The sequence below is a fragment of the Streptomyces sp. NPDC050509 genome, from assembly GCF_044457965.1.
In the GTDB taxonomy this organism is placed as follows: Bacteria; Actinomycetota; Actinomycetes; order Streptomycetales; family Streptomycetaceae; genus Streptomyces.
The window spans coordinates 415,834-429,658 of sequence record NZ_JBITHL010000003.1; the positions used below are offsets into that span (position 1 = coordinate 415,834).

The 13,825-nt window shown below is 72.4% G+C and carries 12 protein-coding genes and 1 pseudogene; 9 read left to right on the top strand and 4 right to left on the bottom strand.

From position 1 onward, the window contains the following. Nucleotides 1-5 precede the first annotated feature (5 nt). Nucleotides 6-890: a succinate--CoA ligase subunit alpha gene (sucD, locus tag ACIBJC_RS11010; RefSeq protein WP_399290454.1), complete on the top strand. Its 885-nt coding sequence runs from the start codon at nucleotides 6-8 to the stop codon at nucleotides 888-890. A gap of 101 nt (nucleotides 891-991) precedes the next feature. On the opposite strand, the gene ACIBJC_RS11015 is transcribed toward sucD, so the two are convergent. Next, nucleotides 992-2,437, bottom strand: coding sequence for a sigma factor-like helix-turn-helix DNA-binding protein (locus ACIBJC_RS11015; RefSeq protein WP_399290456.1), 1,446 nt, complete (start codon nucleotides 2,435-2,437; stop codon nucleotides 992-994). Nucleotides 2,438-2,553: 116 nt separating this feature from the next. Here ACIBJC_RS11015 and ACIBJC_RS11020 point away from each other — a divergent pair, with 116 nt between their 5' ends. Then, complete coding sequence (locus tag ACIBJC_RS11020; RefSeq protein WP_399290458.1) at nucleotides 2,554-4,590, top strand: DUF6350 family protein; 2,037 nt, start codon at nucleotides 2,554-2,556, stop codon at nucleotides 4,588-4,590. Nucleotides 4,591-4,593: 3 nt separating this feature from the next. Here ACIBJC_RS11020 and ACIBJC_RS11025 read toward each other — a convergent pair whose 3' ends face one another. Beyond that, on the bottom strand, nucleotides 4,594-5,514 hold the full coding sequence (locus ACIBJC_RS11025) for a hypothetical protein (protein WP_399290460.1): 921 nt from the start codon (nucleotides 5,512-5,514) through the stop codon (nucleotides 4,594-4,596). 293 nt (nucleotides 5,515-5,807) lie between these two features. Between ACIBJC_RS11025 and purN the strand changes: the two genes are divergently transcribed. Then, nucleotides 5,808-6,458, top strand: a complete 651-nt coding sequence (gene purN, locus ACIBJC_RS11030; protein WP_399290462.1) for a phosphoribosylglycinamide formyltransferase — start codon at nucleotides 5,808-5,810, stop codon at nucleotides 6,456-6,458. Continuing rightward, on the top strand, nucleotides 6,451-8,013 hold the full coding sequence (gene purH, locus ACIBJC_RS11035) for a bifunctional phosphoribosylaminoimidazolecarboxamide formyltransferase/IMP cyclohydrolase (protein WP_399290464.1): 1,563 nt from the start codon (nucleotides 6,451-6,453) through the stop codon (nucleotides 8,011-8,013). The genes purN and purH overlap by 8 nt, the downstream gene beginning before the upstream one ends. Before the next feature lie 126 nt (nucleotides 8,014-8,139). Here the strand turns inward: purH and ACIBJC_RS11040 are convergent, their stop codons facing one another. Then, on the bottom strand, nucleotides 8,140-8,757 hold the full coding sequence (locus ACIBJC_RS11040) for a hypothetical protein (RefSeq protein ID WP_399290466.1): 618 nt from the start codon (nucleotides 8,755-8,757) through the stop codon (nucleotides 8,140-8,142). 306 nt (nucleotides 8,758-9,063) lie between these two features. Between ACIBJC_RS11040 and ACIBJC_RS11045 the strand changes: the two genes are divergently transcribed. Continuing rightward, nucleotides 9,064-9,927: a bifunctional methylenetetrahydrofolate dehydrogenase/methenyltetrahydrofolate cyclohydrolase gene (locus ACIBJC_RS11045; protein ID WP_329828749.1), complete on the top strand. Its 864-nt coding sequence runs from the start codon at nucleotides 9,064-9,066 to the stop codon at nucleotides 9,925-9,927. Then, the gene (locus ACIBJC_RS11050) at nucleotides 9,927-10,580 is read left to right on the top strand and encodes a DUF3017 domain-containing protein (RefSeq protein WP_399290468.1); all 654 of its coding nucleotides are present in this window, start codon (nucleotides 9,927-9,929) and stop codon (nucleotides 10,578-10,580) included. Before ACIBJC_RS11045 ends, ACIBJC_RS11050 begins: the two co-directional genes overlap by 1 nt. A 112-nt stretch (nucleotides 10,581-10,692) precedes the next feature. Here ACIBJC_RS11050 and ACIBJC_RS11055 read toward each other — a convergent pair. Next, nucleotides 10,693-10,950, bottom strand: a pseudogene (locus ACIBJC_RS11055) (peptidase inhibitor family I36 protein); the annotation flags it as partial. 14 nt (nucleotides 10,951-10,964) lie between these two features. On the opposite strand from ACIBJC_RS11055, the gene ACIBJC_RS11060 reads away from it, so the two are divergent. From ACIBJC_RS11060 to ACIBJC_RS11070, 3 genes are all read left to right on the top strand, one after another. After that, nucleotides 10,965-11,129, top strand: coding sequence for a hypothetical protein (locus ACIBJC_RS11060; RefSeq protein WP_399290470.1), 165 nt, complete (start codon nucleotides 10,965-10,967; stop codon nucleotides 11,127-11,129). Between the two features lie 250 nt (nucleotides 11,130-11,379). Beyond that, nucleotides 11,380-12,537, top strand: coding sequence for a helix-turn-helix domain-containing protein (locus ACIBJC_RS11065; protein WP_399290472.1), 1,158 nt, complete (start codon nucleotides 11,380-11,382; stop codon nucleotides 12,535-12,537). A gap of 226 nt (nucleotides 12,538-12,763) precedes the next feature. Next, nucleotides 12,764-13,753, top strand: coding sequence for a malate dehydrogenase (locus tag ACIBJC_RS11070; protein WP_329828755.1), 990 nt, complete (start codon nucleotides 12,764-12,766; stop codon nucleotides 13,751-13,753). Nucleotides 13,754-13,825 lie beyond the last annotated feature (72 nt).

Sequence of the window (13,825 nt, forward strand, 5' to 3'; positions counted from 1 at the left end):
CAACCATGGCTATTTTCCTGACCAAGGAAAGCAAGGTCATCGTCCAAGGCATGACCGGCGCCACCGGCATGAAGCACACCAAGCTCATGCTCGCCGACGGCACCAACATCGTCGGCGGTGTCAACCCGCGCAAGGCCGGTACGTCCGTCGACTTCGACGGCACCGACGTACCCGTCTTCGGCTCCGTGGCCGAGGCCATGGAGAAGACCGGTGCCGACGTCTCCGTCGTCTTCGTGCCGCCGGCCTTCGCCAAGGCCGCCGTCATCGAGGCGATCGACGCCGGGATCGGCCTGGCCGTCGTGATCACCGAGGGCATCGCGGTCCACGACTCGGCCGCCTTCTGGGCGTACGCGGGCAGCAAGGGCAACACGACCCGGATCATCGGCCCGAACTGCCCCGGCCTGATCACCCCCGGCCAGTCCAACGCCGGCATCATCCCGGGCGACATCACCAAGCCCGGCCGCATCGGCCTCGTGTCCAAGTCCGGCACGCTGACCTACCAGATGATGTACGAGCTGCGCGACATCGGCTTCTCGTCCGCCGTCGGCATCGGTGGCGACCCGGTCATCGGCACGACGCACATCGACGCGCTCGCCGCGTTCGAGGCCGACCCCGAGACCGACCTCATCGTGATGATCGGCGAGATCGGCGGCGACGCCGAGGAGCGCGCGGCCGACTTCATCGCGAAGAACGTCAGCAAGCCGGTCGTCGGCTACGTCGCGGGCTTCACCGCGCCCGAGGGCAAGACCATGGGCCACGCCGGCGCCATCGTCTCCGGCTCCTCCGGCACGGCCCAGGCGAAGAAGGAGGCCCTGGAGGCCGCCGGTGTGAAGGTCGGCAAGACGCCGACCGAGACGGCCGGGCTCGCCCGCGCCATCCTCGCCGGCTGATCCGTCACCTCCGCACGGACCACCACGCGCGTGGGCCCGCACCCCTTTCCGGGTGCGGGCCCACGCGCGTGTGGCGGGACGTGCCCGGCACGCCCGAGTGGTCAGCGTGCCAGGGGTACGAGCCGGTGCGGCCCGTTCATCGGCGCGGCCCGGAGCATATTGCGCAGGCGCAGATCCTGCGGGCTGAGCCGTTCGGGACCGCTGGGCGTGGGGACACCGCCGACCTGCTCGCCCGGCGACCGCGGCGGGTCGTACTGCCGCGGAGCGGTGGCCAGCGTGAAACTCGTGGCCCCGATGATCAGCACCGTGAAGGCGATCGCGGCGCGCGTCCAGACCTTGGCCCGCCGCTCGCTGCCGTTCCGTACGGCCTCCGCCGACGCGATCCCCGGAACGGTCACCGCGCGCACCAGCGCGCCCAGCCGCTCGTGCAGCAGATCCGTGTCGGCCAGCTCGGGCACCCGTACGGAGACCGCTGTGCGGGCGCGCATCAGCCGGTGCGCGGTGGCCGGGGTGGAGGCCTCCGTCTCGGCGGCGGTCTCCGGCAGGTCGAGCCCGAGCCCGTCGTAGAGCAGCAGCGTGCGGCGGTACGAGGGCGGCAGGGCGAGCAGCGCCTCCCGCAGCGCCCGGCCGTCGGGGTTCTCCTGCTCGCCGCGGACCGGGTCGGGGCGGCGGTGCGCGCGGCGCAGCCGGTGCCAGGGCGACATCGCGTACTCGTGCGCGGTGGCCCGCACCCAGCCCACCGGGTCCCGGTCGACCGCGACCCGGGGCCAGCTCTCCCACGCGCGGTGGAAGGCGCGCTCGACGGACTCCTGGGAGAGGGCGCGCCGTCCGGTGAGCAGATACGCCTGGTGTACGAGGGCGGGCGCGGTGCACGCGTACAGCGCGTCGAACGCCTGGTCGGGCGTGAGCGAGGCGACGGCCGCACCGCTGAACGCGACGGGGACCACGCCGGGCTCCACGACCGACGCGCCCCCGGACTCCACCACCGACGCGGCCCCGGACTCCGACGTCGCGGGCGCGGCCCCGGACTCCGATGTCGCGGGCGCGGTCTCGGCTTCCCGGGCCGGTGCCGGTGCCGGTGGTGCCGCTGCCGGTTCCTGAGTCTGCGCCGTAGCGGCCACCGGGGTGGGTGTGGCGAGGGATGCCGCGGCGACGGCGTCCGCCGTGAGGGCCGGTGCCGCTTTCGTACGGTCCGGGGGCGCCGCCGCGGAGGTGCTGTGGTGGTGCCGCGCGGCCGACCGTTCCTGCGCCGCCCGTACCGCCGCCCTCTCGATGCGTCGCGCCCGTTCCTCCGTCTGCCGCAGTTCGGCCGCGATGCCCGCCAGCAGCTTGGCGTAGACCTCCCCCTTGCGCCCGCGTGGCGTCGTACGGCCGGTCTCCCAGGACCGGATCGTGGCGCGGGTGACGCCCACGGCGTTGGCCGCCTGCTTCTCGGTCATCGCCTTCGCCTCGCGCAGCCGGCGCCGCTCCTTCGGGGCGGGGAGCACCGCGCCGGAAGCGCCGTCCGGGGCGGGCTGCGGGGTGCTCTGCGTGGTGTTCTGGGTCATGAGGGACTCCCCGCAGCACGGTACTGGGCGAAAAAGCACATAAGCGTATATTGAGCGACATGGCGAGTATTCGCCTGTTACGCAGATAAAGCGCGTGTCGTGGGCAACATTGTGTTGTGACCCAATTGACCGATCGCGGCACACCGTTGTCCTCGGCCTCGGCCGTGGACCGCGGCCGCGCCGCCGCGCTGACCGCCTCTTTCCTCCGTGGAGCCATCGCCGCGGGCCTCGGACTCGGCGCGCTCGCCGTGCTTCTGACAACGATGTGGATCGCCTCGCCGTACCCGGACGGCGGAGCGGGCGCTGCCCTCCATGTGGCGGCAGGGCTCTGGCTGCTGGCGCACGGCATCGAGCTGGTACGCCCCGAGACCCTCTCCGGCGTCCCCGCCCCGCTCGGCGTCATGCCGCTGCTGCTCGTGGCCCTGCCGGCCTGGCTCGTCCACCGCGCTGCGCGGGACACCCTCGAACCGGAGGAGGGGCGTCCGCAACTCACCGCGCTCGGTGCCGTGTCCACGGTGAGCTGCGGATATCTGCTCGTCGGCGGGGCTGCCGTGTGCTACGCGGCGGGCGGGCCGCTCACCGCGCATCCGCTGCGCGCGCTGCTCACCCTGCCAGTCCTGACGCTCCTGTCCGCGACGGCGGGGGCGTGGACGGCGAGCGGGCGCCCGCTCGGACCGCTGCCCATGTGGCTGCCCCGGGGCGCCCGGACGGCGTTGGCACGCACCAGGACGCGGGCCGCCCTGCGCTCCGGCGCGGCGGGCGCGTTGCTGCTGACGGGGGGTGGCGCGCTGCTGGCCGGGGTCTCGCTCGGCTGGCACAGCGCCCCGGCGCACGCGTCCTTCGTCCAGCTCGCCGCGGACTGGTCCGGGCGGTTCGCGCTCCTGCTGCTGGGGCTGGCGCTGGTGCCCAACGCCGCGATCTGGGGAGCGGCGTACGCACTGGGCCCCGGCTTCGTGCTCGGTACGGGGGCGACGGTCACGCCGTTCGGCGTGCTGGGCAGCCCCGCGCTGCCGTCCTTCCCGCTCCTCGCCGCGGTGCCCGAGGGGCCGGGCACGCCGCTGAACTGGGCGGTGGCGGCCGTGCCCGCCGTCGTGGGGCCGGCGATCGCCTGGTTCACCCTCCGGGTGGCCGCGCCGCCCTTCGCCGTACGGGAGGAGGCCTGGAGCGCGCGCGACACGGCGCTGGGAACGGCCCTCGGGGGTGCGGCCTGTGCCGTTCTGACGGCGTTCCTGGCGGCGATGGCGGGCGGGCCGCTGGGGAACGGGCGGCTGGCCGCGTTCGGTCCGGTCTGGTGGCTGACGGGCGCCGCCACGCTGGTGTGGACGGTGGCCCTCGGCGTACCGACGGCGCTGCTGCTCCGGGCCTGGCGGCTGAGGAAGCGGTGGGCGAAGGGCGTACGGGAAACGGGGCGGATGAGCAGAGCGGAGAGGAAGGCCTGGAGGAAGGCGGAGAAGGAAGCGGGAAAGGCGGCCAGGAGAGCCGGGAAGCAGGCGGGGGAGAGGTCGGGAAAGCAGACAGGGAGGAGAGCGGGGAGGAGAGCGGGGAAGAAGGTCGCGACGGTGGTGGCTCCGGGCGTCGCGGAGCCGGCGCTTCCGCCGTGGTGGCGGGCGCCGCTGTGGTGGCTGGGGCTGCGGAGCGGTACGGGGGAGACCGCCGCGGCGCGTGGTCAGGACGCCGTACCGTCCGCGCCCGGGGCCGCACCCTGGGCGGGCGGTGGTCCGGAGACCGGGGACGCCCGGACGGTGCACGAGGCGGAGGGGGCCGGCCCGGACGACGAGCCGTACGACTTCCTGGCGGCCGACGCCTGGCACGAGCGCGGGGCGCGGGAGGTGCGGTGGGCCGCGTTCAAGGAGGCGTCGGGTGGACTGATGGCCGACTTCCAGGCGGCAGCGGCGCCGCCGGGCCCGACCCGGACCGACCGGACCCGGACCGACCGGACTGCCGCCCACCCGACCCGGACTGACCCGACCAGGACCGACCGGACTGCGGCCCACCCGACCCGGACCGACCCGACCCGGACCGACCCGACCCGGACCGACCCGACCCGGACCGACCCGACCCGGACCGACCCGACCCGGACCGACCCGACCCGGACCGACCGGATCGGGACCGATCAGCCGCGGATCGACCACACCCAGGAGGGTGCCTCCTGACCCTTACTCCTTGACGCCGAAGACGGGCTCCAGGGAACGCGGCAGCAGATCGTTGCAGGAGAGCTGCCCCGTCTTCGTCAGCGCGTCGTTCACGCAGGTGTAGTAGTCGCGGTAGACGAGCTGCACGGTGAAGGTCGTCGCCACGATCGCCAGGGCGAGTCCGGCCGCCACCAGTCCGCTCACCGCCGCCGTGGTCAGCGACCTGGTCGCGATCTGACCGGACGGGGCGGGCTGACCCGCCTGGTCGGGGGCGCCCGCCGGGGCCGGCTGTCCGGCGCCGAGGGCGGAGGCGGAGGTGCCGTCCGACGGCTTCCTGGCCTTGGCCCGCAGGGCGCTGGCGCCCCAGTAGACGGAGAGTGCGCCGAGGAGGAGGGCGATGTCGGGGAGGTCGAACAGCGCGAAGAAGAAGGCCCACATCCCGCCGAGCAGGGCGTAGCGGGCGCGGCGCTGGGCCGGGTCCGTCGGGTCCCAGCGCGGTCCACTGCCGCGGCCGGTCTCGGAGCCGTCCTGACCGTTGGCCGCTCCGTTCGGCCCGTTCTGCCCGTTGCCCTGACCGCCGGGGCGGCTGCCGAAGCCTCCCGAGGAGCGGCCGGGCTGGCGGCTGCTCCACTGGCTGCCCCAGCCGCCGCGGCCGGAGCCGCCGTCCTGCCCGTCCTGTTGTCCGTCGCCGTCCTCGGGGCGCCGGGGCTGCCACGGCTGGTCGGGCCTGCCCTCGGGCGGCGGTGCGAACGGATTGTCGTCGGAGGAACCGCCGGCCCCGGAGGTACCGGGCGCACCGTTGGTACCGGACGTACCGGACGATCCCTCGGGCTCCTGGGAGCCCGGCGAAGGGCCGGTGGAGGAGGACTGGCGTTCCCGCGGCAGCAGCACCGGCCCAGAGGGCGGCGGGAGGTGGAGTGCCGTGCGGCGGCGTCGGTCCTGCATGTGGTGAACGTCTTCCCCTCAGACCCGTCGCGCGGGGGTCTTGTCCTGTACGGGCCCGTCCCGGAGACGAACCCTGTCCCCAGACGCTACCTCCCGGCCGGGCCCCCGTCCCGTGGGGGCCGCTCGGTGTGCCGGTATCGTTGCTGACGGTCGGCTCCTTCGTAGAGTTCCCCGTATCGGGGAACGTGACTCGTTCGTACGACCACACAAAGCCGTACGACCACGCCAAGTCGCCGTCCGTACAACGCCGCACGCCCCGCGAGGCTGTGCCCGCTCCGAGAAAGGCGCCCGCCGTGGCCTCCCCGCCCCCCGCCCCCCGGTCCTCCGCCGCCCCGGCCCGGCTCGTGGTCCTGGTCTCCGGATCCGGTACGAATCTGCAGGCCCTGCTCGACGCCATCGGCGACGACCCCGAGGGCTTCGGCGCCCGGATCGTCGCGGTCGGCGCCGACCGCGGGGGCATCGCCGGTCTGGAGCGCGCCGAGCGCGCCGGGCTGCCGACCTTCGTGCACCGGGTGAAGGAGTACGGGACACGCGAGGCGTGGGACGCGGCGTTCGCGGAGGCGACGGCGGCGTACGAGCCGGACCTCGTGGTCTCGGCGGGCTTCATGAAGATCCTGGGGAAAGAGTTCCTGGCGCGCTTCGGCGGCCGGTGCGTCAACACGCATCCCGCTCTGCTCCCCAGCTTTCCCGGTGCCCACGGCGTACGCGACGCGCTCGCCCACGGCGTGAAGGTCACCGGCTGCACGGTCCACTTCGTCGACGACGGTGTCGACACCGGCCCGATCATCGCGCAGGGCGTGGTCGAGGTCCGGGACGAGGACGACGAAGACGCTCTCCATGAGCGCATCAAGGAAGTCGAGCGACACCTGCTCGTCGAGGCCGTGGGGACACTGGCCCGGCACGGCTATCGCATCGAGGGACGAAAGGTATACGTCGGTGAATAATCAGGGCACGAAGCGGCCCATCCGCCGCGCACTGGTCAGCGTCTACGACAAGACGGGCCTGGAGGAGCTGGCACGCGGTCTGCACGAGGCGGGCGTCACCCTGGTCTCGACCGGTTCCACCGCCGGGAAGATCGCCGCCGCCGGTGTGCCGGTCACCAAGGTCGAGGAGCTGACCGGCTTCCCCGAGTGCCTGGACGGCCGCGTCAAGACGCTGCACCCGCGCGTCCACGCCGGGATCCTCGCCGACCTGCGCCTCGACTCCCACCGCGAGCAGCTCGCCGGGCTGGAGATCGAGCCGTTCGATCTGGTCGTCGTGAACCTGTACCCGTTCCGCGAGACGGTCGCCTCCGGGGCCACCCCCGACGAGTGCGTCGAGCAGATCGACATCGGCGGCCCCTCGATGGTCCGCGCCGCCGCCAAGAACCACCCCTCGGTCGCGGTCGTCACCAGCCCCGAGCGGTACGCGGACGTCCTCGGCGCCGTACGGGACGGCGGCTTCGACCTGACGACGCGCAAGCGGCTCGCGGCGGAGGCGTTCCAGCACACCGCGGCGTACGACGTGGCCGTGGCCTCCTGGTTCGCGGACGACTACGCCGCGGCCGACGACTCCGGTTTCCCCGACTTCCTGGGCTCCACGTACACGCGCAAGAACGTGCTGCGCTACGGCGAGAACCCGCACCAGCCGGCCGCGCTCTACACCGCCGGTGAGGGCGGGCTCGCGGAGGCGGAGCAGCTTCACGGCAAGGAGATGTCGTACAACAACTACACGGACACGGACGCCGCGCGCCGTGCCGCGTACGACCACACCGAGCCCTGTGTCGCGATCATCAAGCACGCCAACCCGTGCGGGATCGCCATCGGCGACGATGTCGCGGAGGCGCACCGCAAGGCGCACGAGTGCGACCCGCTCTCCGCGTTCGGCGGCGTGATCGCCGTCAACCGCCCGGTCTCCGTCGCGATGGCCGAGCAGGTCGCGGAGATCTTCACCGAGGTCATCGTGGCGCCGGGGTACGAGGACGGCGCCGTCGAGGTGCTGGCCCGCAAGAAGAACATCCGTGTGCTGCGCTGCCCCGAGGCCCCGGCCGCCTCCGTAGAGGTCAAGCCGATCGACGGTGGCACGCTGCTCCAGGTCACCGACCGGCTCCAGGCCGACGGTGACGACCCGGCGAACTGGACGCTGGCGACCGGCGAGGCGCTCTCCGAGGCCGAGCTGCGCGAACTGTCCTTCGCCTGGAAGGCGTGCCGCGCGGTCAAGTCCAACGCGATCCTGCTCGCCAAGGGCGGCGCCTCGGTGGGCGTCGGCATGGGCCAGGTCAACCGCGTCGACTCCGCGAAGCTCGCGGTGGAGCGGGCGGGGGAGGAGCGGGCGAGCGGCGCGTACGCCGCGTCCGACGCGTTCTTCCCGTTCCCCGACGGACTGGAGATCCTGCTGAACGCGGGCGTCAGGGCCGTGGTCCAGCCGGGTGGCTCGGTCCGCGACGAGCTGACGATCGAGGCGGCGCGGAAGGCGGGCGCGACCATGTACTTCACGGGGACGCGCCACTTCTTCCACTGACCTGCGACCGGCACGGCAGGGCAGGGCCCCGGCCGACGCCGAAGGCCGCGTTCTCCCTTCCGGGAGACCGCGGCCTTCGGCGGTTCTGCTGTACGTGGCGTGCCTAAGCGGCGCACTGGCGACGCGTCAGTAGCGCGGGCGGTTGAACCACGCGGAGGCCTGGCCGTTCACCATCGAGGCCAGGATGACCCCGCTGCACGCGAGCGAGATGATCCCGCCGAAGGCACCGGAACCGCCGTTGGCCAGGTTGCCGAGGCCGCCGAGGAGCGCGAGCGAGGCGTAGACGATCGTCGTCACACGGATACCGGAACCGCCGGTGGCGAACTTGACGCCCAGGAAGATCGAGAGGGCGCCGATGGCCAGGAGCGCCACGCCGGCGCCTATGCCGATACCCGCCAGGGCATCGGCGCCGGTGCTCGACGAGCCCACCGAGTCGGCGGCGTCGCTGAGAAGACCGAAGGCGACGCCGATGATGAGCCCCGCGAGAACCTGGAAACCGGCGAAGATGAAGAGCATGACGCGCGCGGCCTTCATCAGACCGGGCATCTCCATCTGGCCACCGGGGTAGCCGAACCCCATGGGAGCCTGCGGCGGGGACGGGTAGCCGTAGCCGGGAGGCTGCTGGGGCTGGCCCTGCGGGTAGCCGTACCCCGGCTGCTGGCCCGGCGGCGGACCCTGGGGCTGGCCGTAACCGGGCTGCTGGCCCTGCTGGCCGTAGGGGTTGTTCGGGTCGCCGAAGCTCATGACGGGGTTCCTCCGTTGGTGGTGCGGGGACGGAATGGCCCGCGTGGAGGAAAATCTCAGGTCTGAGCGGTCTGAGCGGTCTGCCCCCCGACGCCGGCCGCACTGCGACGTAATCGTGTTATCAACACACGGTTTTGTCCAGTCGCCTTCACAAGTGTTGTGCAAGTGCAACGTCTCGTGCGGATGCGTGTGCGGGCGTGTGCAGGTACGCGCGCGAGCGTGCGGGTACGTGCGACGAGCGTGCGGGTACGGACGAACAGGGACGCGGATTGGAACCGGGGAGGGGTCTTCCGCGAGGATGGGGGCATGAGCGCCCAGATTCTCGATGGCAAGGCCACCGCAGCCGTGATCAAGTCCGATCTCACCGTCCGCGTGGCGGCCCTCAAGGAGCGGGGTGTCACGCCCGGTCTCGGGACCCTGCTGGTCGGGGACGACCCGGGCAGCCGCTGGTACGTCAACGGCAAGCACCGCGACTGCGCGCAGGTCGGCATCGCCTCCATCCAGCGTGAGCTGCCCGACACCGCCACGCAGGAGGAGATCGAGGCGGTCGTCGCGGAGCTGAACGCCAACCCCGAGTGCACGGGTTACATCGTGCAACTGCCGCTGCCCAAGGGCATCGACACCAACCGGGTGCTGGAGCTGATGGACCCGGCCAAGGACGCCGACGGGCTGCACCCGATGAGCCTCGGCCGGCTGGTGCTCAACGAGACGGGGCCGCTGCCCTGCACCCCGTACGGCATCATCCAGCTTCTGCGCCACCACGGCGTCGAGATCAACGGCGCGCATGTCGTGGTCGTCGGACGCGGGATCACCGTGGGCCGGTCGATTCCCCTGCTGCTGACCCGTAAGACCGAGAACGCGACCGTCACCCAGTGCCACACCGGCACGCGCGACCTGCCGGCGCTGCTCAAGCAGGCCGACATCATCGTGGCGGCGGCGGGCGTGCCGCACATCATCAACCCCGAGGACGTCAAGGAGGGCGCGGTCGTCCTCGACGTCGGCGTCAGCCGGGACGAGAACGGCAAGATCGTCGGCGATGTCCACCCGGGCGTCGCGGACGTGGCGGCGTGGATCTCGCCCAACCCGGGCGGCGTCGGGCCGATGACCCGCGCGCAGCTTCTCGTCAATGTCGTCGAGGCGGCGGAACGTACCCTCAAGGACGCCGAATGATGGGTGCTGGCACGAGCCGGGACACGGGTTCGGACGCGGATACGGGCAAGAGTACGAGTACCGGTACGGGCGGTACGGAACGGGCCGAGGCGGCCGACGAGCACCGTCCCGACGCCACGGACGGCCCGGCCACCCCGGACGACCCGGGCACCGCGGAAGGCGGCTCGGGGGCCACTGAGGGCTCCGATACGGCCGACACCCCGGACGCGCCCGGCGAGGCGGACGAGACCCACGAGGCCGACGGGACCGACGAGGCCGAGGCCGGCAGGCGGTTCTCGCTCACCCGCGACACCGCGCCCCCCGAGGGCGGCGGCCGTGCCGCGCCCCGGGACGCCCCGGCGCCCGCCCGCCAGTGGCCGCTGCTCAGCGTGCTCGGGACGACCGGCCTCGGGCTGCTGATCGTCGGCCTGCACCCCTTCGCGGAGGCGTTCCGTGTCGGCACGATCCTGATCGGTATCGCCCTCATCGGCGGCGCGGTCCTGCGGCGTGTCCTGCCGTCCGTCGGCATGCTCGCCGTGCGCTCGCGCTTCACCGACATGCTCACGTACGGGCTGCTCGGCGTGGCGATCGTGCTGCTCTCGCTGATGACGCAGCCGAAACCGTGGCTGGAGATCCCGTTCCTGGAGGACACCCTCCACTTCACCGTGCGGTAGGGGTGGCGGCGGCAGGCCGCCGCGGGCCGAGGACCGGCCCCGTACGCGCGTGACGGCGGTCCGTCCTCTCCCCCGAGGAGGACGGGCCGCCGCTTTCATCCACCGCTGTGGGTCACTTGCAGTTGACCCACCTGTTCGAGTGGATGACCCCACCCTTGGACGTGGAGAACTTCTTGCCCTTCGCGTACGTCTCGGGCGAGCTGGACTTGTAGTTCTTGCCGCTGTAGACGCGCACGTCGCAACTGCTGCCGTTGTTGAAGACGGAGTGGACCCGCGCGGCGAAGGCGCCGCCGAAAATGGTCAGGTCCGGGTTGTCGTCGGCGACCTTCTGCATCGCTCCGCCGTAGTTCGTCTTGGGCCAGACGCAGAAGTACCCCCGGGACGATGTTCTGCGCGGTCGGGGACGTGGTGAAGAACCTCTCCACGTTCACGGCTTCGGGCGGACAGCGGCTGGAACTCCGGTACGGGGAGACCTGCCGCGCCCTGTGGCTGCGGACGACCGGGCTCTGGCGCCTGTGGCACGGAAGTGACCATTCCGCAATGGTGTGATGAGTGCGCGACGGATGGGAGACTGGGGCGGTGTTCGGGCCGGGGGCGCGCGTCGACGCGTGCGTGCGGCCCCGAATGCTCCCGTGCGTGGCGCACCCAGGACCTGGCATCCTGGCCGGGCGCGCCTTCCACGGCGGTCCACCGGCAGGGGAAGCCGGGCCGGCCGCGGGGCGGGGGAGCGGTCAGCGCGGGGGAGCAGGCACAGCGCGGGGCTCATCAGGCACGTGCGGGGGGACAAGGGGGAGGCGGAATGCCTCGTTGGAAGGCGCTACCGGAAGGGCTCGACCCGGAGGTCAGCGAGTTCACCAGCCAGTTGCGCAGGCTCGTCGACCGCAGTGGTCTGAGCATCGCCGCCGTGGCGGACAGAACCGGCTACAGCAAGACGTCGTGGGAGCGCTATCTGAGCGGGCGGCTGCTCCCGCCCAAGGGCGCGGTCGTCGCGCTGGCCGAGGTCACCGGCACGCATCAGGTGCATCTGACCACGATGTGGGAGCTGGCGGAGCGGGCCTGGAGCCGTTCCGAGATGCGTCACGACATGACCATGGAAGCGATCCGTATCTCCCAGGCGCGGACAGCACTTGCCGACTCCGGTAAGAATCCGGTCGTCGGGGCGGCCGGCGCCTCGGGCGGCGGCGCGGCGGTCGGCTCGGGCCGTGGACGGGGCACCGTACCCCCACAGGGAACGCAGGGAACGCAGGGAGCACACCGAGCGCAGGGAACACACGGGGCGCAGGGAACACACGGCGCGCACGGAACCCAGGGGGCGCCGCACTCCCCGCCCGGCTCCGGTCCGGGCGGTCCGGCCCCCGGTGGCAAGGGAGTCAGGGGAGACCGAGGCGGCAAGAGCGGCAAGGGTGGCAGGAGCGGCAAGGGCGGCCGGCGCAAGGTGGCGGTCTTCGTGTCCGGGGTCGTCGGCGCGCTGGTGGTGGTCGCCGCCGCGTTCACGCTCACCAGCCTCGGCGGTGACGGCGACGGCAAGGCGGTCGCCAAGACGCCCTCGCCCAAGCCGTCCACCAGCGATCCGGTACTGCCCGAAGGGGTGAAGTGCGCCGGTGACGCGTGCGCGGGCAAGGACCCGGAAAACATGGGCTGCGGCGGCCGGTTCGCCGAGACCGTCGCCAGCGCCACGGTCGGCACGGCGCTGGTCGAGGTCCGCTACAGCAAGACCTGCGGCGCCGCCTGGGCGCGGATAACGCAGGCCGCCCTGGGGGACGAGATACGGATCGACCCGGCGAAGGGCCGGGGCCAGGGGCAGAGCGGTTCGGTGGAGACCAACACCAACGGGTACACCGCGATGTCCGCGGCGCCGGACGCGGCGAGCGTCAAGGCGTGCGCGACGCTCACGACCGGCGAGACGGGCTGCACCACTCCCGGCGAAGCGCCCGGCGGCGAATCGACCGGCGGATAACCCGTACGTATACCCGCATCGACGCCCGTCGTGCCGTGAGCCGCGCCACTGAGGGGGCGTGGGTGCGGGCCGCCCCGGGTCGGATAGCCTGGCGCCGGATATCTCTTCACGTCAAGATTCGGATGACGGCCGGTCGAACACCGGCCCGCGTACGGAGCGGCGCTGTGGAGATGTCCCGCATCAGGGGCAGGGACCCCCACCGCCAGACTGTCTTACGGAGACCGCCATGACCCGCACTCCCGTGAATGTCACCGTCACCGGCGCGGCCGGCCAGATCGGTTACGCGCTGCTCTTCCGCATCGCCTCCGGCCAGCTCCTCGGCGCGGACGTGCCGGTCAAGCTGCGTCTCCTGGAGATCCCTCAGGGCCTCAAGGCCGCCGAGGGCACCGCGATGGAGCTGGACGACTGCGCCTTCCCGCTGCTCAGCGGCATCGAGATCACCGATGACCCGAACGTCGGCTTCGACGGCGCGAACGTCGCCCTGCTGGTCGGCGCCCGCCCCCGTACGAAGGGCATGGAGCGCGGCGACCTGCTCTCCGCCAACGGCGGCATCTTCAAGCCGCAGGGCAAGGCGATCAACGACCACGCCGCCGACGACATCAAGGTCCTCGTCGTGGGCAACCCGGCCAACACCAACGCGCTGATCGCGCAGGCCGCCGCCCCGGACGTACCCCGCGACCGCTTCACCGCGATGACGCGCCTCGACCACAACCGCGCCATCTCGCAGCTCGCGGCCAAGACCGGCGCCGCCGTCTCCGACATCAAGCGGCTGACGATCTGGGGCAACCACTCCGCCACGCAGTACCCGGACATCTTCCACGCGGAGATCGCCGGCAAGAACGCCGCCGAGGCCGTCAACGACGAGGCGTGGCTCGCCGACACCTTCATCCCGACCGTCGCCAAGCGCGGCGCGGCGATCATCGAGGCCCGTGGCGCGTCCTCGGCCGCGTCCGCCGCCAACGCGGCCATCGACCACGTCCACACGTGGGTCAACGGCACCGCCGAGGGCGACTGGACCTCGATGGGCATCCCGTCGGACGGTTCCTACGGTGTGCCGGAGGGCCTGATCTCCTCCTTCCCCGTCACCACCAAGAACGGCGTGTACGAGATCGTCCAGGGCCTGGACATCAACGACTTCTCGCGCACCCGGATCGACGCCTCGGTCAAGGAGCTGGCGGAGGAGCGCGACGCCGTGCGCGAGCTCGGTCTGCTCTGACCGGACCGCACCCCCCCCGCACCACCCTGCTGCACCGCTGCACTGCTTCACGAAAGGCCCCGTACCGCCGGA

What these genes read in the sequence shown, in the direction of transcription:
- sucD (WP_399290454.1), top strand. Translation starts at nt 6, where the DNA reads ATGGCTATTTTCCTGACCAAGGAAAGCAAGGTCATCGTCCAAGGCATG.
- ACIBJC_RS11040 (WP_399290466.1), bottom strand. Translation starts at nt 8,757, where the DNA reads ATGAGCTTCGGCGACCCGAACAACCCCTACGGCCAGCAGGGCCAGCAG.
- ACIBJC_RS11015 (WP_399290456.1), bottom strand. Translation starts at nt 2,437, where the DNA reads ATGACCCAGAACACCACGCAGAGCACCCCGCAGCCCGCCCCGGACGGC.
- ACIBJC_RS11060 (WP_399290470.1), top strand. Translation starts at nt 10,965, where the DNA reads ATGTTCTGCGCGGTCGGGGACGTGGTGAAGAACCTCTCCACGTTCACG.
- ACIBJC_RS11050 (WP_399290468.1), top strand. Translation starts at nt 9,927, where the DNA reads ATGGGTGCTGGCACGAGCCGGGACACGGGTTCGGACGCGGATACGGGC.
- ACIBJC_RS11070 (WP_329828755.1), top strand. Translation starts at nt 12,764, where the DNA reads ATGACCCGCACTCCCGTGAATGTCACCGTCACCGGCGCGGCCGGCCAG.
- ACIBJC_RS11025 (WP_399290460.1), bottom strand. Translation starts at nt 5,514, where the DNA reads ATGCAGGACCGACGCCGCCGCACGGCACTCCACCTCCCGCCGCCCTCT.
- ACIBJC_RS11045 (WP_329828749.1), top strand. Translation starts at nt 9,064, where the DNA reads ATGAGCGCCCAGATTCTCGATGGCAAGGCCACCGCAGCCGTGATCAAG.
- ACIBJC_RS11065 (WP_399290472.1), top strand. Translation starts at nt 11,380, where the DNA reads ATGCCTCGTTGGAAGGCGCTACCGGAAGGGCTCGACCCGGAGGTCAGC.